This window comes from Asanoa ferruginea (assembly GCF_003387075.1).
Classification (GTDB): Bacteria; Actinomycetota; Actinomycetes; order Mycobacteriales; family Micromonosporaceae; genus Asanoa; species Asanoa ferruginea.
On the sequence record NZ_QUMQ01000001.1, the window covers coordinates 5566698 to 5585599 of the forward strand.

Annotated in this window: 22 protein-coding genes and 1 tRNA gene; 8 read left to right on the top strand and 15 right to left on the bottom strand. The window is 70.3% G+C overall.

Going from position 1 to position 18902, the window contains the following annotated elements; genetic code table 11:
* Nucleotides 1–646: 646 nt before the first annotated feature.
* From DFJ67_RS26080 to DFJ67_RS26095, 4 genes are all read right to left on the bottom strand, one after another.
* Nucleotides 647–1651 (bottom strand): serine hydrolase domain-containing protein, encoded by a 1005-nt coding sequence (locus DFJ67_RS26080; protein WP_308442474.1) that lies wholly within the window; start codon nt 1649–1651, stop codon nt 647–649.
* Nucleotides 1626–1907, bottom strand: coding sequence for a hypothetical protein (locus tag DFJ67_RS26085; RefSeq protein ID WP_239096967.1), 282 nt, complete (start codon nt 1905–1907; stop codon nt 1626–1628). The genes DFJ67_RS26080 and DFJ67_RS26085 overlap by 26 nt, the downstream gene beginning before the upstream one ends.
* Before the next feature lie 210 nt (nt 1908–2117).
* On the bottom strand, nt 2118–2342 hold the full coding sequence (locus tag DFJ67_RS26090; protein WP_116070432.1) for a hypothetical protein: 225 nt from the start codon (nt 2340–2342) through the stop codon (nt 2118–2120).
* A 362-nt stretch (nt 2343–2704) separates the two neighbouring features.
* A tRNA-Leu gene (locus DFJ67_RS26095) sits at nt 2705–2788 on the bottom strand.
* A 120-nt stretch (nt 2789–2908) separates the two neighbouring features.
* Here DFJ67_RS26095 and DFJ67_RS26100 point away from each other — a divergent pair.
* Nucleotides 2909–3313, top strand: coding sequence for a RidA family protein (locus DFJ67_RS26100; RefSeq protein ID WP_116070433.1), 405 nt, complete (start codon nt 2909–2911; stop codon nt 3311–3313).
* A 108-nt stretch (nt 3314–3421) separates the two neighbouring features.
* Here DFJ67_RS26100 and DFJ67_RS26105 read toward each other — a convergent pair whose 3' ends face one another.
* The 7 genes from DFJ67_RS26105 to DFJ67_RS26135 form a co-directional block, all read right to left on the bottom strand.
* Nucleotides 3422–3988, bottom strand: a complete 567-nt coding sequence (locus DFJ67_RS26105; protein ID WP_116070434.1) for an O-methyltransferase — start codon at nt 3986–3988, stop codon at nt 3422–3424.
* 2 nt (nt 3989–3990) lie between these two features.
* Nucleotides 3991–4938 carry a Gfo/Idh/MocA family protein gene (locus tag DFJ67_RS26110; RefSeq protein WP_116070435.1) on the bottom strand — a complete coding sequence of 316 codons (948 nt, stop codon included), beginning with the start codon at nt 4936–4938 and terminating at the stop codon, nt 3991–3993.
* Nucleotides 4935–5876 (bottom strand): ATP-binding cassette domain-containing protein, encoded by a 942-nt coding sequence (locus DFJ67_RS26115; RefSeq protein ID WP_116070436.1) that lies wholly within the window; start codon nt 5874–5876, stop codon nt 4935–4937. Before DFJ67_RS26115 ends, DFJ67_RS26110 begins: the two co-directional genes overlap by 4 nt.
* Complete coding sequence (locus tag DFJ67_RS26120; protein WP_116070437.1) at nt 5873–6913, bottom strand: ABC transporter permease; 1041 nt, start codon at nt 6911–6913, stop codon at nt 5873–5875. The genes DFJ67_RS26115 and DFJ67_RS26120 overlap by 4 nt, the downstream gene beginning before the upstream one ends.
* Entirely contained in the window at nt 6910–7890 is a 981-nt protein-coding gene (locus DFJ67_RS26125) for a sugar ABC transporter substrate-binding protein (RefSeq protein ID WP_116070438.1), read from the bottom strand. Before DFJ67_RS26125 ends, DFJ67_RS26120 begins: the two co-directional genes overlap by 4 nt.
* Nucleotides 7891–7901: 11 nt before the next feature.
* Complete coding sequence (locus DFJ67_RS26130; RefSeq protein ID WP_203783078.1) at nt 7902–8423, bottom strand: Cgl0159 family (beta/alpha)8-fold protein; 522 nt, start codon at nt 8421–8423, stop codon at nt 7902–7904.
* Nucleotides 8424–8519: 96 nt separating this feature from the next.
* Nucleotides 8520–9503 (bottom strand): Gfo/Idh/MocA family oxidoreductase, encoded by a 984-nt coding sequence (locus tag DFJ67_RS26135; RefSeq protein ID WP_116070439.1) that lies wholly within the window; start codon nt 9501–9503, stop codon nt 8520–8522.
* Between the two features lie 130 nt (nt 9504–9633).
* Between DFJ67_RS26135 and DFJ67_RS26140 the strand changes: the two genes are divergently transcribed.
* Both DFJ67_RS26140 and DFJ67_RS26145 read left to right on the top strand, forming a co-directional pair.
* On the top strand, nt 9634–10371 hold the full coding sequence (locus DFJ67_RS26140) for a GntR family transcriptional regulator (RefSeq protein ID WP_116070440.1): 738 nt from the start codon (nt 9634–9636) through the stop codon (nt 10369–10371).
* Nucleotides 10372–10425: 54 nt separating this feature from the next.
* Entirely contained in the window at nt 10426–10632 is a 207-nt protein-coding gene (locus DFJ67_RS26145) for a hypothetical protein (protein ID WP_116070441.1), read from the top strand.
* Here DFJ67_RS26145 and DFJ67_RS26150 read toward each other — a convergent pair.
* Nucleotides 10577–11839: a sensor histidine kinase gene (locus tag DFJ67_RS26150; protein ID WP_116070442.1), complete on the bottom strand. Its 1263-nt coding sequence runs from the start codon at nt 11837–11839 to the stop codon at nt 10577–10579. The two genes, DFJ67_RS26145 and DFJ67_RS26150, sit on opposite strands and share 56 nt — an antisense overlap.
* Entirely contained in the window at nt 11839–12447 is a 609-nt protein-coding gene (locus tag DFJ67_RS26155; RefSeq protein WP_116070443.1) for a response regulator transcription factor, read from the bottom strand. The genes DFJ67_RS26150 and DFJ67_RS26155 overlap by 1 nt, the downstream gene beginning before the upstream one ends.
* 87 nt (nt 12448–12534) lie before the next feature.
* Between DFJ67_RS26155 and DFJ67_RS26160 the strand changes: the two genes are divergently transcribed.
* From DFJ67_RS26160 to DFJ67_RS26175, 4 genes are all read left to right on the top strand, one after another.
* Nucleotides 12535–13554, top strand: a complete 1020-nt coding sequence (locus tag DFJ67_RS26160) for an iron ABC transporter substrate-binding protein (RefSeq protein ID WP_116070444.1) — start codon at nt 12535–12537, stop codon at nt 13552–13554.
* Between the two features lie 89 nt (nt 13555–13643).
* The gene (locus DFJ67_RS26165) at nt 13644–15095 is read left to right on the top strand and encodes an ABC transporter permease (RefSeq protein ID WP_203783079.1); all 1452 of its coding nucleotides are present in this window, start codon (nt 13644–13646) and stop codon (nt 15093–15095) included.
* The gene (locus tag DFJ67_RS26170) at nt 15092–16090 is read left to right on the top strand and encodes an ABC transporter ATP-binding protein (RefSeq protein ID WP_116070446.1); all 999 of its coding nucleotides are present in this window, start codon (nt 15092–15094) and stop codon (nt 16088–16090) included. Before DFJ67_RS26165 ends, DFJ67_RS26170 begins: the two co-directional genes overlap by 4 nt.
* Before the next feature lie 22 nt (nt 16091–16112).
* Nucleotides 16113–16430 carry a hypothetical protein gene (locus DFJ67_RS26175; protein WP_116070447.1) on the top strand — a complete coding sequence of 106 codons (318 nt, stop codon included), beginning with the start codon at nt 16113–16115 and terminating at the stop codon, nt 16428–16430.
* Here the strand turns inward: DFJ67_RS26175 and DFJ67_RS26180 are convergent.
* Nucleotides 16409–17113, bottom strand: coding sequence for a polyamine aminopropyltransferase (locus DFJ67_RS26180; RefSeq protein ID WP_116070448.1), 705 nt, complete (start codon nt 17111–17113; stop codon nt 16409–16411). The genes DFJ67_RS26175 and DFJ67_RS26180 overlap by 22 nt on opposite strands.
* Nucleotides 17114–17218: 105 nt before the next feature.
* Here DFJ67_RS26180 and DFJ67_RS26185 point away from each other — a divergent pair, with 105 nt between their 5' ends.
* On the top strand, nt 17219–18088 hold the full coding sequence (locus DFJ67_RS26185) for an MBL fold metallo-hydrolase (protein WP_116070449.1): 870 nt from the start codon (nt 17219–17221) through the stop codon (nt 18086–18088).
* On the opposite strand, the gene DFJ67_RS26190 is transcribed toward DFJ67_RS26185, so the two are convergent.
* Entirely contained in the window at nt 18089–18886 is a 798-nt protein-coding gene (locus tag DFJ67_RS26190; RefSeq protein WP_239096968.1) for an IclR family transcriptional regulator, read from the bottom strand.
* Between the last annotated feature and the right edge of the window lie 16 nt (nt 18887–18902).

Consider the following 18902-nt stretch of genomic DNA (forward strand, 5'->3'; position numbering starts at 1 on the left):
ACACGAACTCGACATGGACTTCCTCGACTACTCGAAGCACGAGTTGTCGATAGGGGAGAAGGAATGCGGATGTCTCTCGACGGCTTCGTAGTGGGCCCATATGGTGCCGTCCGTACCGACCCTGACATCGATCGTCCGTCATAGTGGGGGCTCGAGCCGGGTTCGAGCGGTGGTCCGTCCATGATCGACGGCGTGTCCCGCCCGCCGACCAGTGCGGGGCTGGTGACGACATGGAGCTCGACGCCCAACTCTGGCTCTGAGGAGGGCGCCGTTGAGTCCGCCTCCTGCTTCGGATAGGAGGCACTCGGCACCAAGCTGCCTTCCAGACTCGCTCGGCTTCTGGCGTGCCGTCGGCGGGCGACCGAGGGAAGGCAGCGGTTTCGTCATCGTTGATCAAGCTCCGCCAAACTCAGGCTGAGCAGCGGCGTCGGCGATACGTTGCGGGCGCCTTGGCGTTCTTGTTGGGGTTCAACTCGACGACGAGCGAAGGTGCTCTGAGCTGCCCGTTGGCTATGGGTTCGTATCGAGGGGCGACACGAACCGATATCCAACCGTGGTATCAGCTGGCAGGCACGATTCTGCTTCTCGACTAGGCCGTGTTCTGTCGATCATCGTGAGCCAGAGGACAGGGCCTGAGCCGCGTGGCTCAGGCGGCGAACCTGTCGATGGTCGCCGCGAGTTCGTCGCCGGTCAGCGGGCGCTGGAGGTCGCTGAGGAGTCGGGCCGCCGCCGGCAGCGCCTGTTCCTGGTTGGTCAGGACGACGGCCACGAAGTCATGGTCCGGGACCATGAGCATGGCCGCTCGGTAACCCGGTAGGCGGCCGTTGACGAACAACTGGCCGGACGGACCGAGCGCCCAGCCGGCGCCGTACGCCATGGGGTCCTCCGGCGCCGTCCGTGGCCGCCGGGTCTCGGCCAGCAGGGCGCCGTTGGCGAGGAGTCGTTCGCCGAAGGTCAGCAGATCCGGAACACCCGACCACAGGCCTCCGCTGGGGCGGCGGCCACGTGGATAGTCGGCGGACGGAAGCTCGGTCGCGCCGTCCCGGCCGGCGACCGGGCCTCGCGGCGGGTGAAAGCCGGTGCCGTCGAGCGCCCATGGCGTCAGCACGGTCTTGAGTAGGGCCGTCTCGTACGACACCTTGGTCACGGCCGCGAGGATGGCACCGGCCAGGACATAGTTCCCGTTGTAGTAGGACCAGCGCGTTCCGGCGGGTCGCTCGTTGCCGGCGCGGACCACGAGCCCGGCGGCCTCGTCGATCGCGAAGGTCCCGTTGCCCAGGTCCGCGATGGCCGACGCGTTCACGGACTCACGTAGTCCGGAGACCTGACCGAGGATCTGCTCGACGGTGATGCCCCGGTCGGCGTGCCAGTCGGGCGCGAAGGCGGGCAGCAGGTCGATGGCCGGCGTGTGGAGCGGGATGGACCGCTCGATCAGGGTCATTCCGAGCGCCGCGGCGGTGAACGTCTTCGTCAAGGACGCGATCCGGAAGCAGGCGTCGTCCCGCGCGCCGCGCGTCGCAACGCTTCTCGCGCCCGCTCGTGAAACGCCGACCACTATGGATGGTACGTCGTGGAGGTCAGCTCGCCGGTCGAGGTCGTCCTGAAGGCTCACGAAGAGGATCTTGCTATACGCGCCGGGACGGGTCGACACCAGGCCGGCGAGGACGCCGCCGGCGGGTGCTGGGCAGTCGGCGCGGTTTCGTGACCTTCCGTGCCGGGTTCTGCGACTCGCGGATCAACCCGTCGGCCTCGGCCCGCCGGTACAGGCAGCGCAGCGCGGCCACCAGATGCTCGGCGGCCGACCTGCCGCCCCGCCCGTTGCGGCGGGTGACGACGCCGGCCTGGATCCGGCCGCGGAGCGCTTCGATCTCGGTCGGTGTCGGCTCGTCGAGACGGCGCTCGCCCAATGCTCCACGACCTTGTTCCAGTACGAGCTATACGCGCGGCGGGTGCCCGGCGAGACCGCGGCGGCGACCACCGGCACGTACTCGGCGAAGGTCGGCACCGCTCGATCCGCCGCTGGCCCTGACGTCAGCTCCTCAAGGGAGATACCCATCCGTTCCAGCAGGAGCCGGGCCGTGCCGCTGCCAGGTCGGCGTCCCGCCCAGAATCCCGGTTCATGCCCGATCACCCCCGTTGGCGATAACCGACGTCGCATCGAGCAGCCGATCCAGGACCGGCAGCGGATATCCCGTCAACACGGCAGTGCGGTGATCGGCCACCAGCAGCAGCCGGTCGCCCGCGGCCAGCCGACACCACCGGCGCACCGACAGGGTGAAGACGAGGTAACCGCGGCTGTCGACCCGGCAGCGACCCTCGCCCGCGACCCGGACGTTGATCACCCCGGCCTGTTCACGGATGTCCAGCCGAGTGCCGGCCGCCAGCCGAGGTCGGCGAGGATGCCGCGGGCGGCAACTCGCCCGCTTTTGTCCAGAGCGGCGAACGCGTAGACGGTGTCGGCCGTCCGCGTGCCGTCCGGACCCAACACCGCCAGAGGGAGGGGAGGCAGCCGCGGACCTTCGCGTCCAGCGGGAGGGGCCCCGGAGATCGGCGTGCGGGGGATGACGGTGAGTACCAAGGAGGCGGTGACGAGGACCACCCCGGCGGTCCGGCCATGGTCGACGGCATCGGCAGAAGCAAAAGTGCGTGTTCAGATGTCTCTGAACACGCACACCGAAAACTGCGCACCAACGCGGAGATTTTGTGTCCGAGGGGGGACTTGAACCCCCACGCCCTATACGGGCACTAGCACCTCAAGCTAGCGCGTCTGCCATTCCGCCACCCGGACTTGCATGCGCCCAGTTTTGCGGGACGCACGGGCGCTAACTGTACACGACAGGTTGGGGGGTGCGGCTCGGGGGCCAAAACCGGTCGCGCGTCACGGCCGCCTCATCAGAGACTGCCTCACATGGCGCTCACCAGGCTTAATCCCGACGGGCTGCACCAGCCGCCCGGCTACCACCATGTCACCGTGGCCAGCTCTGCGCGGACCGCATATCTCGCCGGGCAGTGTCCGCTCGACTCCGCCGGCGATGTCGTTGGCGAAGGGGACGTGTTCGCGCAGGTCGATCAAGTGGTGGCTAATACGTTGGCGGCGCTCGCCAGTGTGGGGGCCGGGCCGACCGACGTGGTGCGTACCGTGATTTATGTGACGGATGCGGCAGGCGGGAGTCTCGGGGACGTCTGGCGCCGGCTGCTCGACTCGCCGCTCGCACCGGCGTTCACCTCCGCCAGCACCCTGCTCGGCGTGAGCAGACTCGGCTTCCCAGGGCAGCTCGTCGAGCTCGACGTGACCGCCGCGCTGCCGGACTAAGACGTGTCTCGGCGCTCCGCCGAGCCCAGACGACGATCGACCGCACGCGCAGACCGCCGGCTACAACACCGGCATCCGCCCGATCTCTGCGCGCGGCCGGAGCACCCCCTAGGCCCCAGCACGCCACGTGATCGACAGGCCCTTTCCCACCGGAACGGTGGTCGAGCGGCAACGAGGATCCGCCGCCACCAGGGCCAGAAACGGCGCGACCTCAGATGGGTGGGACAGCACGTTGTCGATCGCCAGCACCCCGCCGGGGCGGAGCACTCGGATCGGGTCCGGCCACCACCCGGCGTACTCGGTGCGTTCCGCGTCGAGGAACAACAGGTCGACGCTGCCCGACGGAAGCGCCGCAAGATGGGCCCCGCCGTCGGCTAGGACCAGGTCGACCGAGACGCCGGCAGAAGACAGGTTCGACCGGACCCCGGGCCACTCCTGCGTGTCGACCGTGACCACCCGACCGCCGATATCCCCCGCCGCCCTCGCCAGCCAGATCGTCGAATAGCCGTTGGACGTGCCGATCTCGACCACCCGCCGCGCCCCGGCTACCCGCACCAGCATGGCCAGCAGCGCCGCCGTGTCGGGCTCGAGGTTGCGGCGGCGGAGGAGGCGGTCCGGCTGCTCCGCGTCGTGCTGCACGCCGTCGGCGTAGAGGTCCGCCAGGAACTGGTCCATCGTCACCTCACTAATGCGACGGCGACCGGCGAGCCGCCGTCGTGCAGCGACCGTACGCCCGCCTCGCACACCGCCGTCGCCGCGTAGCCGTCCCACGTCGTCGGGCCGGTGACCTCGCCGCGGCGGCAGGCGTCGACCCACGACTGGACCTCCAGGTCGTAAGCCGCCTCGAAACGTGAGAGGAAATTGTCGGGGAGGGGCAACGCCGCGTCCACGAAACGACTGCCTTGCTCGCCGACGGCTTCGCAGCGGACCTCGTACCCCAGCTGGCTGTTGACGAAGACCTCGTTGGTCGCGATGCCGCCGCCGGTCATCCGGAAGATGGCCACCAGCGGGTCCGACACCCCGGGCGGCGCGAGCGCGGACGGCGCCGGGGTGAGCACGCTGATGGTCGCGATCTCGTCGTCGAACAGCCAGCGCGAGACGTCGACCTCGTGCACAAGCGAGTCGCGCACAATCATTTCGGTGCCGAAAGACCCTGGTGCCGTCTTGTTGCGGTGGATGTTGTGCAACACCAAGACCCGACCCAAACCTGACTTCAACCGGGTGTACGCCGGGTCGTAGCGCCGCATGAACCCCACCTGCACGAGCGGCCGGCCGCCGGCGCGCTCCGCGGTCACCAGGCGCAGCGCCGACTCGCTGGACACGGTCAGCGGCTTCTCGCACAGCACATACTTCCCGGCGGCCAGGCACGCGAGCACCTGCTCCTCGTGCGCGGCGCCGGGGGAGGCGATCAGCACCGCGTCCACGAAGTCGGCCGCCACCAAGGCGAGGGGAGAGTCGATCACCTGCACGCCGGGGTACGACGACGCGACCGCCTCAGCCCGCGCCCCGTCCGGATCGGACACCGCGACGAGCGACGCCCCCGAAATTCGGTTCGCTAGCCGGGCCGCGTGGTCGGCGCCCATCACCCCAACGCCGACCACACCAACCCGCAACAACTCACTCACGAAGCCGAACCATCCAAACGATCCGAACCACCGGCGGCGCCCGCTCCGCCAGCGCCGCCGGGTTCGGCCGTCGCGCCGGCAGCGGCAGGCCCGGCAAGACCAGCTGAGCCGGCAGCGACCGGCGCTTCGACGGACCCTGGCGCCACGGACGCAGGCTCGACCACCTTGCCCGGATCGGCTCCGCGCAGCTCGTGGCTCAGCTCCGTCAGTTCATCGCCGCCCGCCATTTCCGCGGTCAGTTGCTCGAGCGTCAGCTCGTCGCGGTGGGCATCCAGCACGACCCGGCCCAGCTTGAGAATCACGAAGTGGTTGCCGACCAGATAGGCGTGGTGCGGGTTGTGGGTGATGAAGATGACCCCGAGCCCGGCATCGCGCGCCTTGACCACATACCGCAGCACGACCCCTGACTGCTTCACCCCCAACGCCGCAGTCGGCTCGTCGAGGATGATGACCCGCGCACCGAAATAGATGGCCCGTGCGATCGCCACGCATTGCCGCTGACCGCCCGACAGGCTGGCAACGGGCCGCTCCAGATCGGGGATCACGATCCCCATCTTTCCGAGCTCCGCCGCGCAGATCCGCTTCATGGCAGCGATGTCGAGCCGGAACAACCCGCGTTGCAGCTCGTTGCCGAGGAAGAAGTTGCGCCACACCGACATCAATGGCGCGAGGGCCAGATCCTGATAGACCGTCGCGATCCCGTTGGCCTGCGCCTCGCGCGGCGATCCGAAGTGGACAGGGACATCGTCCAGCAGCACAGACCCAGACGTGTGGGCATGCAAGCCCGACACGATCTTGATCAGCGTCGACTTGCCGGCACCGTTGTCACCCAACACGCAGGTGACCTCACCCTGCCGCACGGACAAGGACACGTCCCGCAGCGCGTGCACGTTGCCATAGCTCTTTCCTACGTGAGAGAGCGAAAGGATGGCGCTCATCGCAGGTCCGCCCTCCTCTTCACGTAGAGGTTCACGATCGTCGCCAGCAACAGCATCACACCCAGGAAGGTGCGGAACCAGTCCGGGTTCCAGCCCGCGTAGTTGATGCCCAGCTGGGTCATCCCGAAGATCAGGGCGCCGATCGATGCGCCGACCACCGAGCCGTAGCCGCCGGTCAGCAGGCAACCGCCGATCACCGCGGCGATGATGAAGATGAACTCCTTTCCGACGCCTTCGCCCGACTGCACGGTGTTGAACTGGAACAGCAGATGCATCCCGGACAGCCACGCGCAGAAGCCGACGGCCATGAACAGCCCGACCTTCGTCGATCGGACAGGCACGCCGACCGCTCGGGCCGCGGCCGCGTCACCCCCGACTGCGAAGATCCAGTTTCCGATTCGGGTACGCAGCAGCACGTACGCGGCGATGATCGTCAGTAGCACCCAGTAGAGAACAGTGATCTTCAGGTTGACCGGGCCCAGCGAGACCTCCGAGCCGAAGACCGCGTGCGCCGACGCGAAACCGTCCATGTCGCTGATGTCGGCGCTGGCCACGTTGCCGGTCGCGAGTCGGGTGACGCCCAGGTTGACGCCCTGGAGGATGAAGAACGTGCCCAGCGTGACCAGGAAGCTGGGCAGCCCGGTGCGTAACAGCAGCCAGCCGTTGAACGCCCCGATCGCGACCGCGAGCACCAGTGACAGCAGCACGCCGACCCAGACGTTGAGGCCGAAGTTCCACGCCAGCAACGACCCGGACAGGCCCGCCGTCGTCACCGCGACACCGGCCGACAGGTCGAACTCGCCGCCGATCATCAGCAGGGCGACCGGCACAGCCATGATGCCGATCGTCGACGCTCCATAGAGGATCGTGCCGATGTTGGCGACGTTGCGGAACGGTGCCGCGACGGCCATGAAGAGCAGGAAGATGACGATCGCCGCGACCAGTGAGCCGACCTCGGGGCGGCTGAGCAGTCTGGCCGCGAGCGGCCGGCTGGCGACCCGGTCGTCCTGGGCCGCCAGCTCCGTTACGGTTGTCACCGCTTGCCGTTGTTGGCGTACTGCTCGATCGCGGCCACGTTGCCGCTGTCGATGAACGCCGGGCCGGTCAGCGTGGCCTGCCCACCGCCGATGGTGTTGCCGTTGGTCTTGTAGAGCCACAGGCTGTCGACGGCCAGATAGCCCTGGAGGTAGGGCTGCTGGTCGACCGCCCACATCACCGAGCCGCTCTTGATCGCCCCGACTAGCTCCTTGTTGGTGTCGAAGGTGGCCACCTTGGCGGAGCTGCTGGCGTCCTTCACCGACTGCACCGCGGCGAGTGCGAACGGGGCGCCAAGTGCCAGCACCCGATCGATCGCCTTGTCCTGCTGGAGTTTCGAGGTGATCGCGGCTTGGACGCCCGGCATATCCGTACCCGTGACGTAAATCTTTGAAATGTTGGGGAAGGTGTCCTTGGCGCCGTCGCAGCGCGCCTCCAGGCCCACGTTGCCCTGCTCGTGGATGACGCAGAGCGCCTTCTTCCCGCCGTCGGCGGCGAGTTTCTGCCCGGCGGCGCGGCCGGCGATCCGCTCGTCCTGGCCGAAGTAGCCCTGCACGCCCATCGCCTGCCAGGCGTCGATGCCGCCGTTGAGCGCGACCACCGGGACGCCGGCCTGGACGGCTTTGGTCACGTTGGCCTTCATCGCGTCGGGCTTGGCCAGGGTCACCGCGATGCCGTCTACTTTCTTGTCGACCGCTGACTGCACCAGGTTGGCCTGGCCCGGTCCGTCGGGGTCGGCCTGGTATTGCAGCTCCACATTGTCCTTCTTGGCCGCGTCCTCGGCGCCCTTGCGGACCAGGTCCCAGAACGTGTCGCCGGGCCCGGAGTGGGTGATGAACGCGACGGTCATCCGCGGGGTGTCGGCGGTGCCGGCGTTGTTGGTGTCTGTCGTTTCCTGTTTGCCGCCGCTGGAACTGCACGCGGCCAGCGCCAGGGCGGTGCCGGCGGCCAGCAGGGAGATCCGGAATCTGCGCTTCATCGGTCTGCCTTTCAAGACGGATCAAGGGATGGGTGTACGAGCCCCGCCGCGGTGTCGACCGCTGCGGCGACGTCGCCGTCCGGTGGGAACAGCAGTGCCCGGCCGACCACCAGCCCGCGGACGGCGGGCAGGTGCAGGGCGCGGTCCCAGGCGGCGTACGTCTCGTCGGGGTGGCCGGTCGGATCGCCGCCGAGCAGCAGGGTCGGCAGCGTGGTGGCGTCCATGACCCGGGGTAGGTCGTCGACGACCGGCAGCTTTAGCCAGGTGTGCCGGCTCGTGGCGCCGAGGCCGGCGGCGATGTGGATCGCGCGGATCATCGAGTCGGGGTCGAGCAGGTTGCGGACGCGGCCGGCCTCCCGCGCCGCCATGAACGGCTCGACCAGCGCCATCACCCCATGGCCGGCCAGCCCGGTGATGGCCGCCGCGGCCGACTCCAGGGTCGTGACGGTGTCCGGGTCGTCGAGGCAGATCCGGGTCAGCATCTTGCCGCCGTCGAGGCCGCGAGCGGCGGGCGGCGCTTCCGGGTGGCCCAACCTGTGATGATCCGGTCGGGCTCGCGGACCCGGATCTCCGTCAGATCGGGGGCCGGCACGGTGCCATACCTTGACGGGCGGGGGCGTACACCGGTGTCACGCTCTTTTGATTTCGGCCAGGGCGACCGGTCGCCCCTCGGCCCGGGACAGCTCGCACGCCTCGGCGACGCGGAAGGCCTCCAGGGCGTCGCGGACGGTGCAGGGGGAGGGGCGGTCGCCGCGGACGACGTCGACGAACGCGGCCAGTTCGGCCTGGTAGGCCGGGCGGAAGCGGTCCATGAAGGACTGGTGGCGCGGGCCGGTGGGGAAGTCGACGCCGGCTTCGGCGGAGGTCAGGGCCAGCGACTGGTCGAGCCCGACGCCGAGCGCGCCGGCGGAGCCGAGCACCTCCATCCGCACGTCGTGGCCGCCGCCGTTGTAGCGGGTCGCGGACACCAGCGCGAGGGTGCCGTCGTCGAGCGTCAACACGGCAGCGCCGGTGTCGACGTCGCCGGCCGCGGTGAAGAACGGCTCGCCCTTGTTGGCGCCGGTCGCGTAGGCCGTCACCACCTCGCGACCGGTCACGAACCGCAGGATGTCGAAGTCGTGCACCGAGCAGTCGCGGAAGATGCCGCCCGAGGTGGCGATGTAGGCCGCCGGTGGTGGCGCCTGGTCGTGGGTGTTGGCCCGGATGGTGTGCACGAAGCCCAGTGACCCGCTCGCAACCGCCTCGCGCACCCGGCGGTAGCCGGCGTCGAAGCGGCGCTGGAAGCCGATCTGCACCGGCACCCCGCTGCCCTCCACGAGCGCGGTCATCGCGAGCGTCTCGGCCAGGGTCGCGGCGACCGGCTTCTCGCAGAACGTCGGCACGCCGGCCGCGACCGCGGCGGTCAGCAGGGGCGCGTGTGCGGGTGTCGCGGCCGCGATGACCAGGCCGTCGATGCCGGACGCGAGCAGGGACGTGATGTCGTCGGCCACGGGGAAGCCGATCGCGCGGGCGGCGGGCAGGTTGGCGTCGGTGACCACGAGATCGGCGCGGGAGGCCAGTGTCTCGGCGTGGAAGGCGCCGATCCGTCCCACTCCAACCAGGCCGATGCGCATCGCGTTCACCCGTTCCGTCGCCGATGTCGGGTCTGCTAGGTAGCGTGCACGTACGTCAATTTCACGTCAAGCATTTGTCCCAACATTTTTACGTAACGTCAACCTAAGCGCGGGCGGGTAAAGTGCGGGCATGGCGATCCAGGTGGGCGTGTCGATCGACCGGTCGTCGCCCGTGCCGCTCTACCACCAGCTCGCCGAGCAACTCCGCGCGGCGATCGACGACGGGCGCCTGCAGCCGGGCGATCCGTTCGAAAACGAGATCGCCCTCGCCGAGCGGCTCGACCTGTCCCGGCCGACCGTGCGGCGGGCCATCCAGGAGCTGGTCGGCCAGGGCCTGCTGCTGCGCCGGCGCGGGCTGGGCACCACGGTCGCCAACCGCAAAGTCCACCGCCGGGCCGGCCTTACCAGCCTCTTCGACGACCTCGACCGGGCCGCCGGGCGGCCGTCGACAACGGTGCTGGGCTACGAGCCGGTCCTCGACGAACGGGTCGCGGCCGAGCTCGACCTGCCGGCCGACACCGAGCTGCTGTCGATCGTGCGGCTGCGGATGGCCGGCAACCAGCCGCTGGCGATCCTGCGCAACTGGCTGCCACCGCGAGCATCCGCCGTCACCCGGGAGCAGTTGGAAGAGCAGGGGCTCTACGCGCTGCTACGGGCCCGCGGCATCCGGCCGGTGGTCGCACACCAGGAGATCGCCGCGCGGATGCCGACCGCGGCCGAGCGGCGCAACCTCGGCCTCAAGGCCAGCGAACCGGTGCTCACCATGACCCGCAGCGCCTTCGACGCCAACGGCGTCGCCGTCGAATACGGCGACCACTGCTACCGCGCACAGGACTACCGCATCGACGTGACCATCGACGAACGCTGACCCGGCCTGCCAGGACGCGCGGGACGGCGACTTCGATCGGCGATAGCTGCGGCGGTGACCCGGCCGAAGGCATACGCGCTGCTCGCATTCCTCGGGGTCGTCTGGCTGGCCTCGGTGGCCATGGCGGTCGACGGGTTCCGCCAAGGTCTGTCCGCTCCTGGCCGGTGGAGCGGTTTCGTGGTGATGCTCGTGGTGACCGCGTTGGCTAGCGCCCTGGTCGTGCTGGCCGCCCGGCGGCTGCGGCGCTCCGCCGCACACTGACCGACGCCACCGTCCCGGCACCCGGCTCGCTGATGATCCGCAGCGTGCCGCCGTGGTCGGCCACGAACCGCGACACCAACCGCAGTCCCACGTGACCGTCCGGCGGCGAGGCCGACGGGTCGAAGCCGATCCCGTCGTCGGTCACCGTCAGCACCAGCGTGTCCGGGCCGGAAGCGGTGAGCCGGACCGTGATGTGCGTGGCCTGGGCGTGCCGGCGGGCATTGCGGACCAGCTCGGTCGCGGCCTGGTGCAGCAGCGCCACGGTTTCTGGGGCGGCCGGCCCGGAAACCGAGACCTCCAGCGAAACGTCGTCGCCGCCGACCGCGTCGTGCAGCGCCACAACCGGATCGTCGGAGGAGGAGCCGGTCGGCACTAGATTGGTCAGCAGCGTGCGCAACTGGCGCACCTCGCCCGTGACCAGCCGGTGTGCCCGGCCGAGCAGGTCGGGATGGTCGGCGCCGCGTTCGATCAGTAGGCCCGCCGCGGCCAGATCTGGGATCACGCCGTCATGTAGGCGGTGGGCCACGTCGCGGCGGGTGAGTTCGACCGCGGTCAGGCCGTGCCGGAGCCGTTCGCGGTCGGTGCGGCGGGCCAGCGCCAGCGAGACCGGTAGCAGCGCGGCCGCGACGACCAGGAAACCGGCGAGCACCACGGGCAGCAGCACCATGACGCCGTGCTCCGTCGTGCCGGCCACGTCGACCGGCACGTAGAGCTCGAGCGCGGCCGGGTTGCCGCCGCCGTCGCGGAAGCCGAAGAACACCTCCATCCGCTGGCCCGTCAAGGCGTTCTCGAAGCGGTGGCCGGCGTCGCGGGGGACCGGCTCGACCAGGACCTGGCCGGACCGAAGGGCCGCGTCCAGCGCGGGGCGCAACGTCTCGGTGTGCTGCTCGTTGCGCGGCTCGTCGGAGAAGACGACGGTGGCCTGGCCGCCCCGCAGGCTGAAGATCTTGACGCGGTCGACCATCTTCGAGCGCAGGAACGGCGTCAGGTGGTCGAGCAGGTCGGCGCGGTCGACGCCGCCAGGGCGGGCGTAGTCGTGCGACGCGACCGACATCAGCACCGCCGACGAGACCTGCCGGGCGACCCGTTCCGCGCCGCGCCTCGCGTCCTGCTCGGCCAGCCGCCACAGCCCGACCGAGACCAGCGCGGTCAGCGCCACCCCGACGACGGCGGCCACCGCCAGGTGCCGGGCCAGCGCGCGGCGCATCAGTAGCGTGAGCCGACGGAGATCAGCCCGAGCCGGTCGGCGGCGACCACGGCCTCGAGTTGGGTGTGTGCCGACAGTTTGCCCATCAGCGCCTTGATGTGGTCGCGGGTCGTGTAGACGGACAGGCCCAGGGCGGTCGCGCAGCGGTGGGCGTCGAGGCCCTGCGCGAGTTGGCGGAGCACGTCGTATTCCCGTGCGGTCAAAGCGATCGCGGGCTGGCGCGGGGCGTCGACCACCGGGTGTGCCGGGTCGGCGGTGCGGACCGCCGACAGGATCGACCGCAGCGCGGCGTCTTTCGGGAGGAAGGCGGCCGCCCCGGCAAGGAGAGCCCGCGCGGCCAGGTCGGCGCGCGGGTGGGCGGTGAGCACGATGGCCCGCAGCGCCGGGCGCAGCGCGAGCAGCTCAGCGACGACCTCGATGCCGCTGGCGTCGGGCAGGTCGAGGTCGACGATCGCGACGTCGACCTCGATCGCGGCGGCCTTGGCGAGCCCCTCGCGGGCCGTCTGGGCGGTCGCGACGCAGCACAGGTCGGGCTCGAGGTCGAGGCTCAGCGCCAGGGTGTCGGTGAATACGCGGTGGTCGTCGATCACCAACAGGGAGAGGGGCACCCCCCAAATTTAGGGAGTCGGCACTTACTTAGTAAAGCCTAACCTTCGTTTGTCACATCACCCCCAGCAGACAGGACCTGCCTCACCGTGCGCCGCCCATCACTGATCGTCGCGATCGCGACCACCGCCGCACTCGCCCTGACCGCCTGCGGCTCAAAAACCGATGAAACGGCCAGCGAGACCACCCTCGTGCTCTACAACGCCCAGCACGAAGAGGTCGGCAAGATGTGGGCCGACGGCTTCACCGCCAAGACCGGCATCAAGGTCGAGATCCGCAACGGCAGCGACTTCGAGCTCGCCAACCAGATCGTCGCCGAGGGCGGCAGGTCGCCCGCCGACGTGTTCATCACCGAGAACTCGCCGGCCATGTCGCTGGTGTCGAGCAAGGACCTGTTCGCACCGGTCGACGCCGCCACCAAGGGCCAGGTCCCGGCGCAGTATTCGTCGAGCAAGGGCGACTGGGTCGGCGTCGCCGCCCGGTCGACCGTCTTCGTCTACGGCACCGCCGCGCTGACCGAGGCGCAGCTCCCGAAGTCGATCCTCGATCTGGCCAAGCCCGAGTGGAAGGGCAGGTTCGGCGTCTCGCCGAGCGGCGCCGACTTCCAGGCGATCGTCAGCGCCGTCTACGCCCTGGTCGGCGACCAGGCCGGCGCCGCGTGGCTACAGGGCATCAAGGACAACGCCAAGATCTACCGCGGCAACAGCGCCATCATGAAGGCCGCCAACTCCGGTGAGGTCCCGGGCGGCGTCATCTACCACTACTACTGGTATGGCGACCAGGCCGACGGCGGCGCCAACAGCAACAAGACCAAGTTGGCGTTCCTCGGCAACCAGGACCCGGGCGCGTTCGTCAGCGTCTCCGGCGGCGGCGTCCTCAAGGCGAGCAAGCACGCCACGGAAGCGCAGCAACTGCTGGCCTACATGACCAGCCCGGAAGGGCAGAAGGCGCTCGCCGACAGCACCGCCTTCGAATACAGCGTGGGCACCGGCGTCGCGTCGAACGCCAAGCTCAAGCCGCTGGCCGAGCTGGGCGCGCCGACGGTGGACCTCAACACCCTCAACGGCCCGAAGATCATCTCGGAGATGCAACGGGTCGGCCTGTTGTGACCGGCCGCGACGCGGCGGGGGTCGGCCTTCGGCCCCCGCCGTTTCGCGCGGCTGCCGCACTCGCGGTGGCCGCTCTTTCGGTCGTTCCATTGTGGTACGTCGTCGAAGGGTTGGTCAGTGCCGGCGGCGGCGTGGTCGACCTGGTCTGGCGCCCTCGCGTCGGCGAGCTGCTCGGGAACACCGTCATGCTGGTGCTGGCCACCACCGCCGCCTGTCTGATCGTCGGCACCGGTGCCGCGTGGCTGGTCGAACGCACCAACCTTCCCGGTCGTCCATTCTGGACAGCGTTGATGGTCGCGCCGCTGGCGGTGCCGGCTTTCGTCAACAGCTTCGGTTGGACCTCACTGCGGCCCGGGCTGTCCGGCTTCGGCGCCGCCGTGCTGGTCACCACGCTGTCCTACTATCCGCTGGTCTACCTGCCGATCGCGGCCGCGCTACGCGGCACCGACCCGGCCTATGAGGAGACCGCCCGGTCGCTGGGCCTCGGCCCGTGGCGGGCGTTCGCCCGGGCCACCCTGCCGCGGTTGCGGCCGGCCGCGCTCGGCAGCGCGCTGCTGGTCGGCCTGCACCTGCTGGCCGAGTTCGGCGCCATCCAGTCACTGCGCTTCGACACGTTCACGACCGCGATCTACGACCAATACCAATCCACATTCGACGGTACGGGGGCCACGGCGCTCGCCGGCGTCCTGGTGCTGCTGTGCCTGCTGCTGCTCCTCGGCGAACTGCGGCTGGCGGGCCCGGGCCGGATCGCGAGGATCGGCTCCGGCGCCAGCCGCCGCCCGGTGCCGCACCGCCTCGGTTGGCCGGCCCGCGTCGCCGCCGCCGGCGGCCTGCTGCTGGTCGCCGCGGGCGCGCTCGGCGTACCCCTCGGCATGATCGGCTATTGGTTGACGGTCAGTGCCTCCACCGCGTTCCCGGTCGGCGACCTGCTCGCCACCGCAGGCAGCACCCTCGGGCTGGGCCTGGCCGGCGCGGCCGTCACCACGCTCGCCGCCCTGCCCGTCGCCTGGCTCGCGGTGCGCCGGCCGGGCTGGACGAGCCGGATCATCGAGCGCAGCACCTACGTCGGCAACGCCCTGCCCGGCATCGTCGTCGCGCTGGCCCTGATCACCGTCGCGATCCGCTACCTGCCCGGTCTCTACCAGACCACCGTCATGCTGGTCGCCGCCTACGTGACGCTGTTCCTGCCGCGAGCGTTGGTCGGGCTGCGCTCCGCCCTTGCCCAGGCACCACCCGAACTCGACGACGTCGCCCGCGCGCTCGGCACCAGACCGGCGGCCGCGCTGCTCCGGGTGACCGTGCCGTTGATCGCGCGGGGCGCGGGCGCCGGGGCCGCGCTGGTGTTCCTCGCCGTGGTGACCGAGCTGACCGCCACGCTGCTGCTCGCGCCGATCGGCACCCGCACGCTCGCGACCGAGTTCTGGAGCGAGTCGTCGGCCATCCACTACGGCGCGGCGGCGCCGTACGCCCTGTTGATGGTTGTCGTCTCCGCTCCGATGGCCTATCTGCTCACCCGAGGGGACCACGAGGCGACCAGATGATCGTCAAAGCGTTGCGCAAGTCATTCGGGGACACTGTGGTGCTGGCCGGCGTCGACCTCGACCTGCCCAGCGGTGAGCTGACCGCGCTGCTCGGCAGGTCCGGGTCGGGAAAGACGACGCTGCTGCGGATCGTCGCCGGGTTCGACCGCCCGGACGCCGGAACCGTGGTGATCGGCGGCCGCCCGGTCACCGCCCTGGCTCCGGAGAAGCGCCGGCTCGGGTACGTCACCCAGGACGGCAACCTGTTCCCGCACCTGACCGTCGCCGGCAACATCACCTTCGGGCTGCCGTGGCGGCAGCGGCGGGCCCGGCACCGGGTGGGGGAGTTGCTCGAGTTGGTCGGGCTCGACGCCCGGTATGCCGGCCGGCGGCCGCACTCGCTCTCCGGCGGCGAGCAGCAGCGGGTCGCGCTCGCCCGGGCGCTCGCACCCGGGCCCGACCTCCTGCTGCTCGACGAGCCGTTCTCGGCGCTGGACGCCGAACTGCGGGGGAGCACCCGGCGCGCGGTCGCCGCCACCCTGCGGGCGACCGGCACGACGGCGCTGCTGGTCACCCACGACCAGGCAGAGGCGATGTCGCTCGCGGCCCGGGTCGCGGTGCTGCGCGACGGTGTCATCCGCCAGGAGGGCACGCCGCGCGACCTCTACCTGCGCCCGGTCGACCGGGACATCGCGGGGTTCGTCGGCGACCTGGCGACGGTGCCGGCGACGTTCGACGGCGGCACCGCGCAGACGCCGATCGGGCCGGTCGAGCTGCGCACCGCCGCCGAGCACGGCGCCGGTGAGGTGCTGCTGCGGCCCGAGCAGATCGAGCTCACCGACGACGGCGCGACCGCGCTGGTCACCGCCGTCGAGTTTCACGGCAGCAGCGGCATCGCGCACGTCATCAGCGGCGATTGTGCGGTGACCGTGCGCTGCCCCGCGCACCTGCTGCCGGCACCCGGTGCCGAGGTCAAACTGAGGGTTCGCGGAACCGCGCTGCTCGTGGCATCGTGAGGGCGGCGCAGGAGGTGCGGCGGTGAACGAGAACGCGGTCGTGGTGTTCGTGCTGGTGACGGTGGTCGGCCTGACCATCGTCGGCCTGGTGTTCCTGGCCCGTCGCGGGCCGGCCGCCACGGAGAAGTTCGAGGTGCCGGTCCGCTGCCGCGACGGGCATGTGTTCACCACGGTCTGGGTGCCGGGCATTTCCTTCAAGGCGATCCGGCTCGGCCCGCTGCGCCTGCAGTGGTGCCCGGTCGGCGAACACCGCACCATCGTCACCCCGGTGCCGTGGACGCGACTCAGCGACCAGGAGCGGTGGATGGCCGCGCACTATCACGACTCCGGGATGCCCTGAGTCGCGACGTACACCGTGTTGGTGGAAATTCGCCTTTGCAGTGGGTTGTCGAACTCGACGACGTGCGCGCGAGCGGTGCCGAAGACGTCGGCCAGCCGTGCGGTGAAGGCTTCGTCGGGCGGGTCGTTGGACCACAGGCCGAACACGCCGCCCGGGTGCAGGTGGTCGGTCAGCCGGCGCAGCCCGTCGGGCGTGTAGAACGCGGCGTGGTCGGGGTGCAGCAGGTGGCTCGGGCTGTGGTCGATGTCGACGAGCACGGCGTGGAACCGCTTTCCGCGCAGCGCCGTGAGGGCGAAGAAGTCGTCGTGCTGGAGCCGGCTGCGCGGGTCGTCAACGACGGCTGACGCGAACGGCAGCAGGCCGTCGCGGTGCCAGGCGATCACCTCGTCGAGGGCATCCACGACGACCAGGGAGCGGACCCGCGGGTCTTCCAGGACCGTGCGCGCGGTGTAACCGAGACCGAGGCCGCCGACGACCACGTCGAGGTCGTCGCCGGTCAGTTCGGCCAGGCCCAGACGCGCGAGTTCGATCTCCGCGACGGTGAAGAGGCTCGACATGAGGAACTCGTCGCCGAGCTTGACCTCGTAGACGTCTTCGTCGACGGTCGGGTCCCGCCGGCGGCGCAGGCTGATCTCACCCATCGGCGTCTGCCGCCAGGCCAACTCTTCGAATCGCAGACTCATGCGGCTCCCGTTACTCGCGCGTCTCTTGAGGCGCCCCGTTCCGCCACGGCCCGGGGTGATCGGTGAAAGCGTAGGTCAGAGGTGCCGAAGACACGGGGAGTCGACATGGCAACACTTGCGTACGAGACGTTCGTCGCGCCCGAGAAGCCGGTGGTGTCCGCGGACCTGCCCGCCGGCGAGAAGCGCGAGATGTGGTCGCCGACCGCCGCGACGCTGATCCACGGCGACCGCGACGCGGTGCTGGTCGACGCGCTGATGACCGACCGCGAAGGGCAGGCCCTGGCCGACTGGGTCGAGTCGTCGGGCAAGAACCTGACCACGATCTACATCACCCACGGGCACGGCGACCACTTCTTCGGCGCCGCGCCGGTGCTGGAACGCTTCCCGGACGCGCGGCTGGTGGCCGTGCCCGAGGTGGTCGACGTGATGAAGCAACAGGTCGGCCCGAACTGGCTGGACGCGTTCTGGCGGCAGGCGTTTCCCGACCAGATCGGTGACCCGGTCGTGGCCGACCGCCTCGACGGTGACATTCTCCAGCTGGAGGGCGAGGAACTCGTCGTGGTGCCGCTCGGGCACAGCGACACCGACCACACGACCGCGCTGCACGCGCCGTCGATCGGGCTGGTCGCGGCGGGCGACAGCGTCTACAACGACGTGCACCTCTACCTCTCCGAGGCCAGCGCCGACGGGCTCGCGGAGTGGTTCGACGCGCTGGACACGATCGCCGACCTCAACCCCGACACGGTGGTCGCCGGCCACAAGCGCGACGGCGCGGCCGACGACCCGAACAACATCGAGGCGACCCGGCAGTATCTGCGCGACTGGGAAGCCGCCGACCGGGGCAGCGACGACGCCCGCGAGCTTTACAACATCATGATCGACCGCTATCCGAACCGGATCAACCGCGCCGTCCTCTGGCACTCCGCCGAGGCAGCCAAGCGGTCCGCTTCCTCCGGCCCGGTCGACCGGCACTAACTAGCTGTTGTTGTGCCCGAGCCGGGCGGACAGGTCGCGGGTCTCGGCCAGCAGGGTCTGGGCGATCTCGCCGACCCGGGTGCGGACCCGCTCGACCGGGCCGCACACGCTGATCACCACGACCGGCCGGCCCTCGTGGTCGAACACCGGCGCCGCCACCGACGCGGCGCCGGCCTGGCGTTCCCCGAACGAGGCGGCGTAGCCGCGCTCCCGGATGACCCGCAACTCGTCGCGCAGGAAGTGGGGGTCGACGACCGTGTGGTCGGTCAGCGCGGTCAACGGCCCGGACGCGAAGTAGGCCTCCCGTTCGGCCTCGGTGAGGAACGCCAGGAACGCCTTGGAGGAACTGCCGGCGTGCAGCGGGAACGCGGCACCGACCTGCACCTCCATCTTCACGTCGCGATGGGGTGTCACCTGATCGAGGTAGACCCGGCTGTGCCGGAGCCGGATCGACAACGTCGAGGTCTCGCTGGTCGCCTCGCTCAGCCGGCGCATCGGCTCGCGGGCCAGGTCGCGCACGTCGACCCGGTCGAGGAACGCCCGCCCGAGCGCGAGCGAGGCCGGGCCCAACACGTAGCGGCGGCTGGTCTCGTCGGCGACGATGAGCTGGCGGCTGCACAGCGTGGTCAGGATGCGGTGCACGACCGCCTTGGAAAGGCCGAGTCGCCGGCCGATCTCGGTGACACCGAGGCTGGGCTCGTGCGACCGGGAGAAGAGCAGCAGCACGTCGAGGGCACGCTCGATCCCGTTGACGGTGCGCGGGTCGGTCGACGGTTCGACGCTCGTCGCGATGGTCACACTCACAGCATCGGAA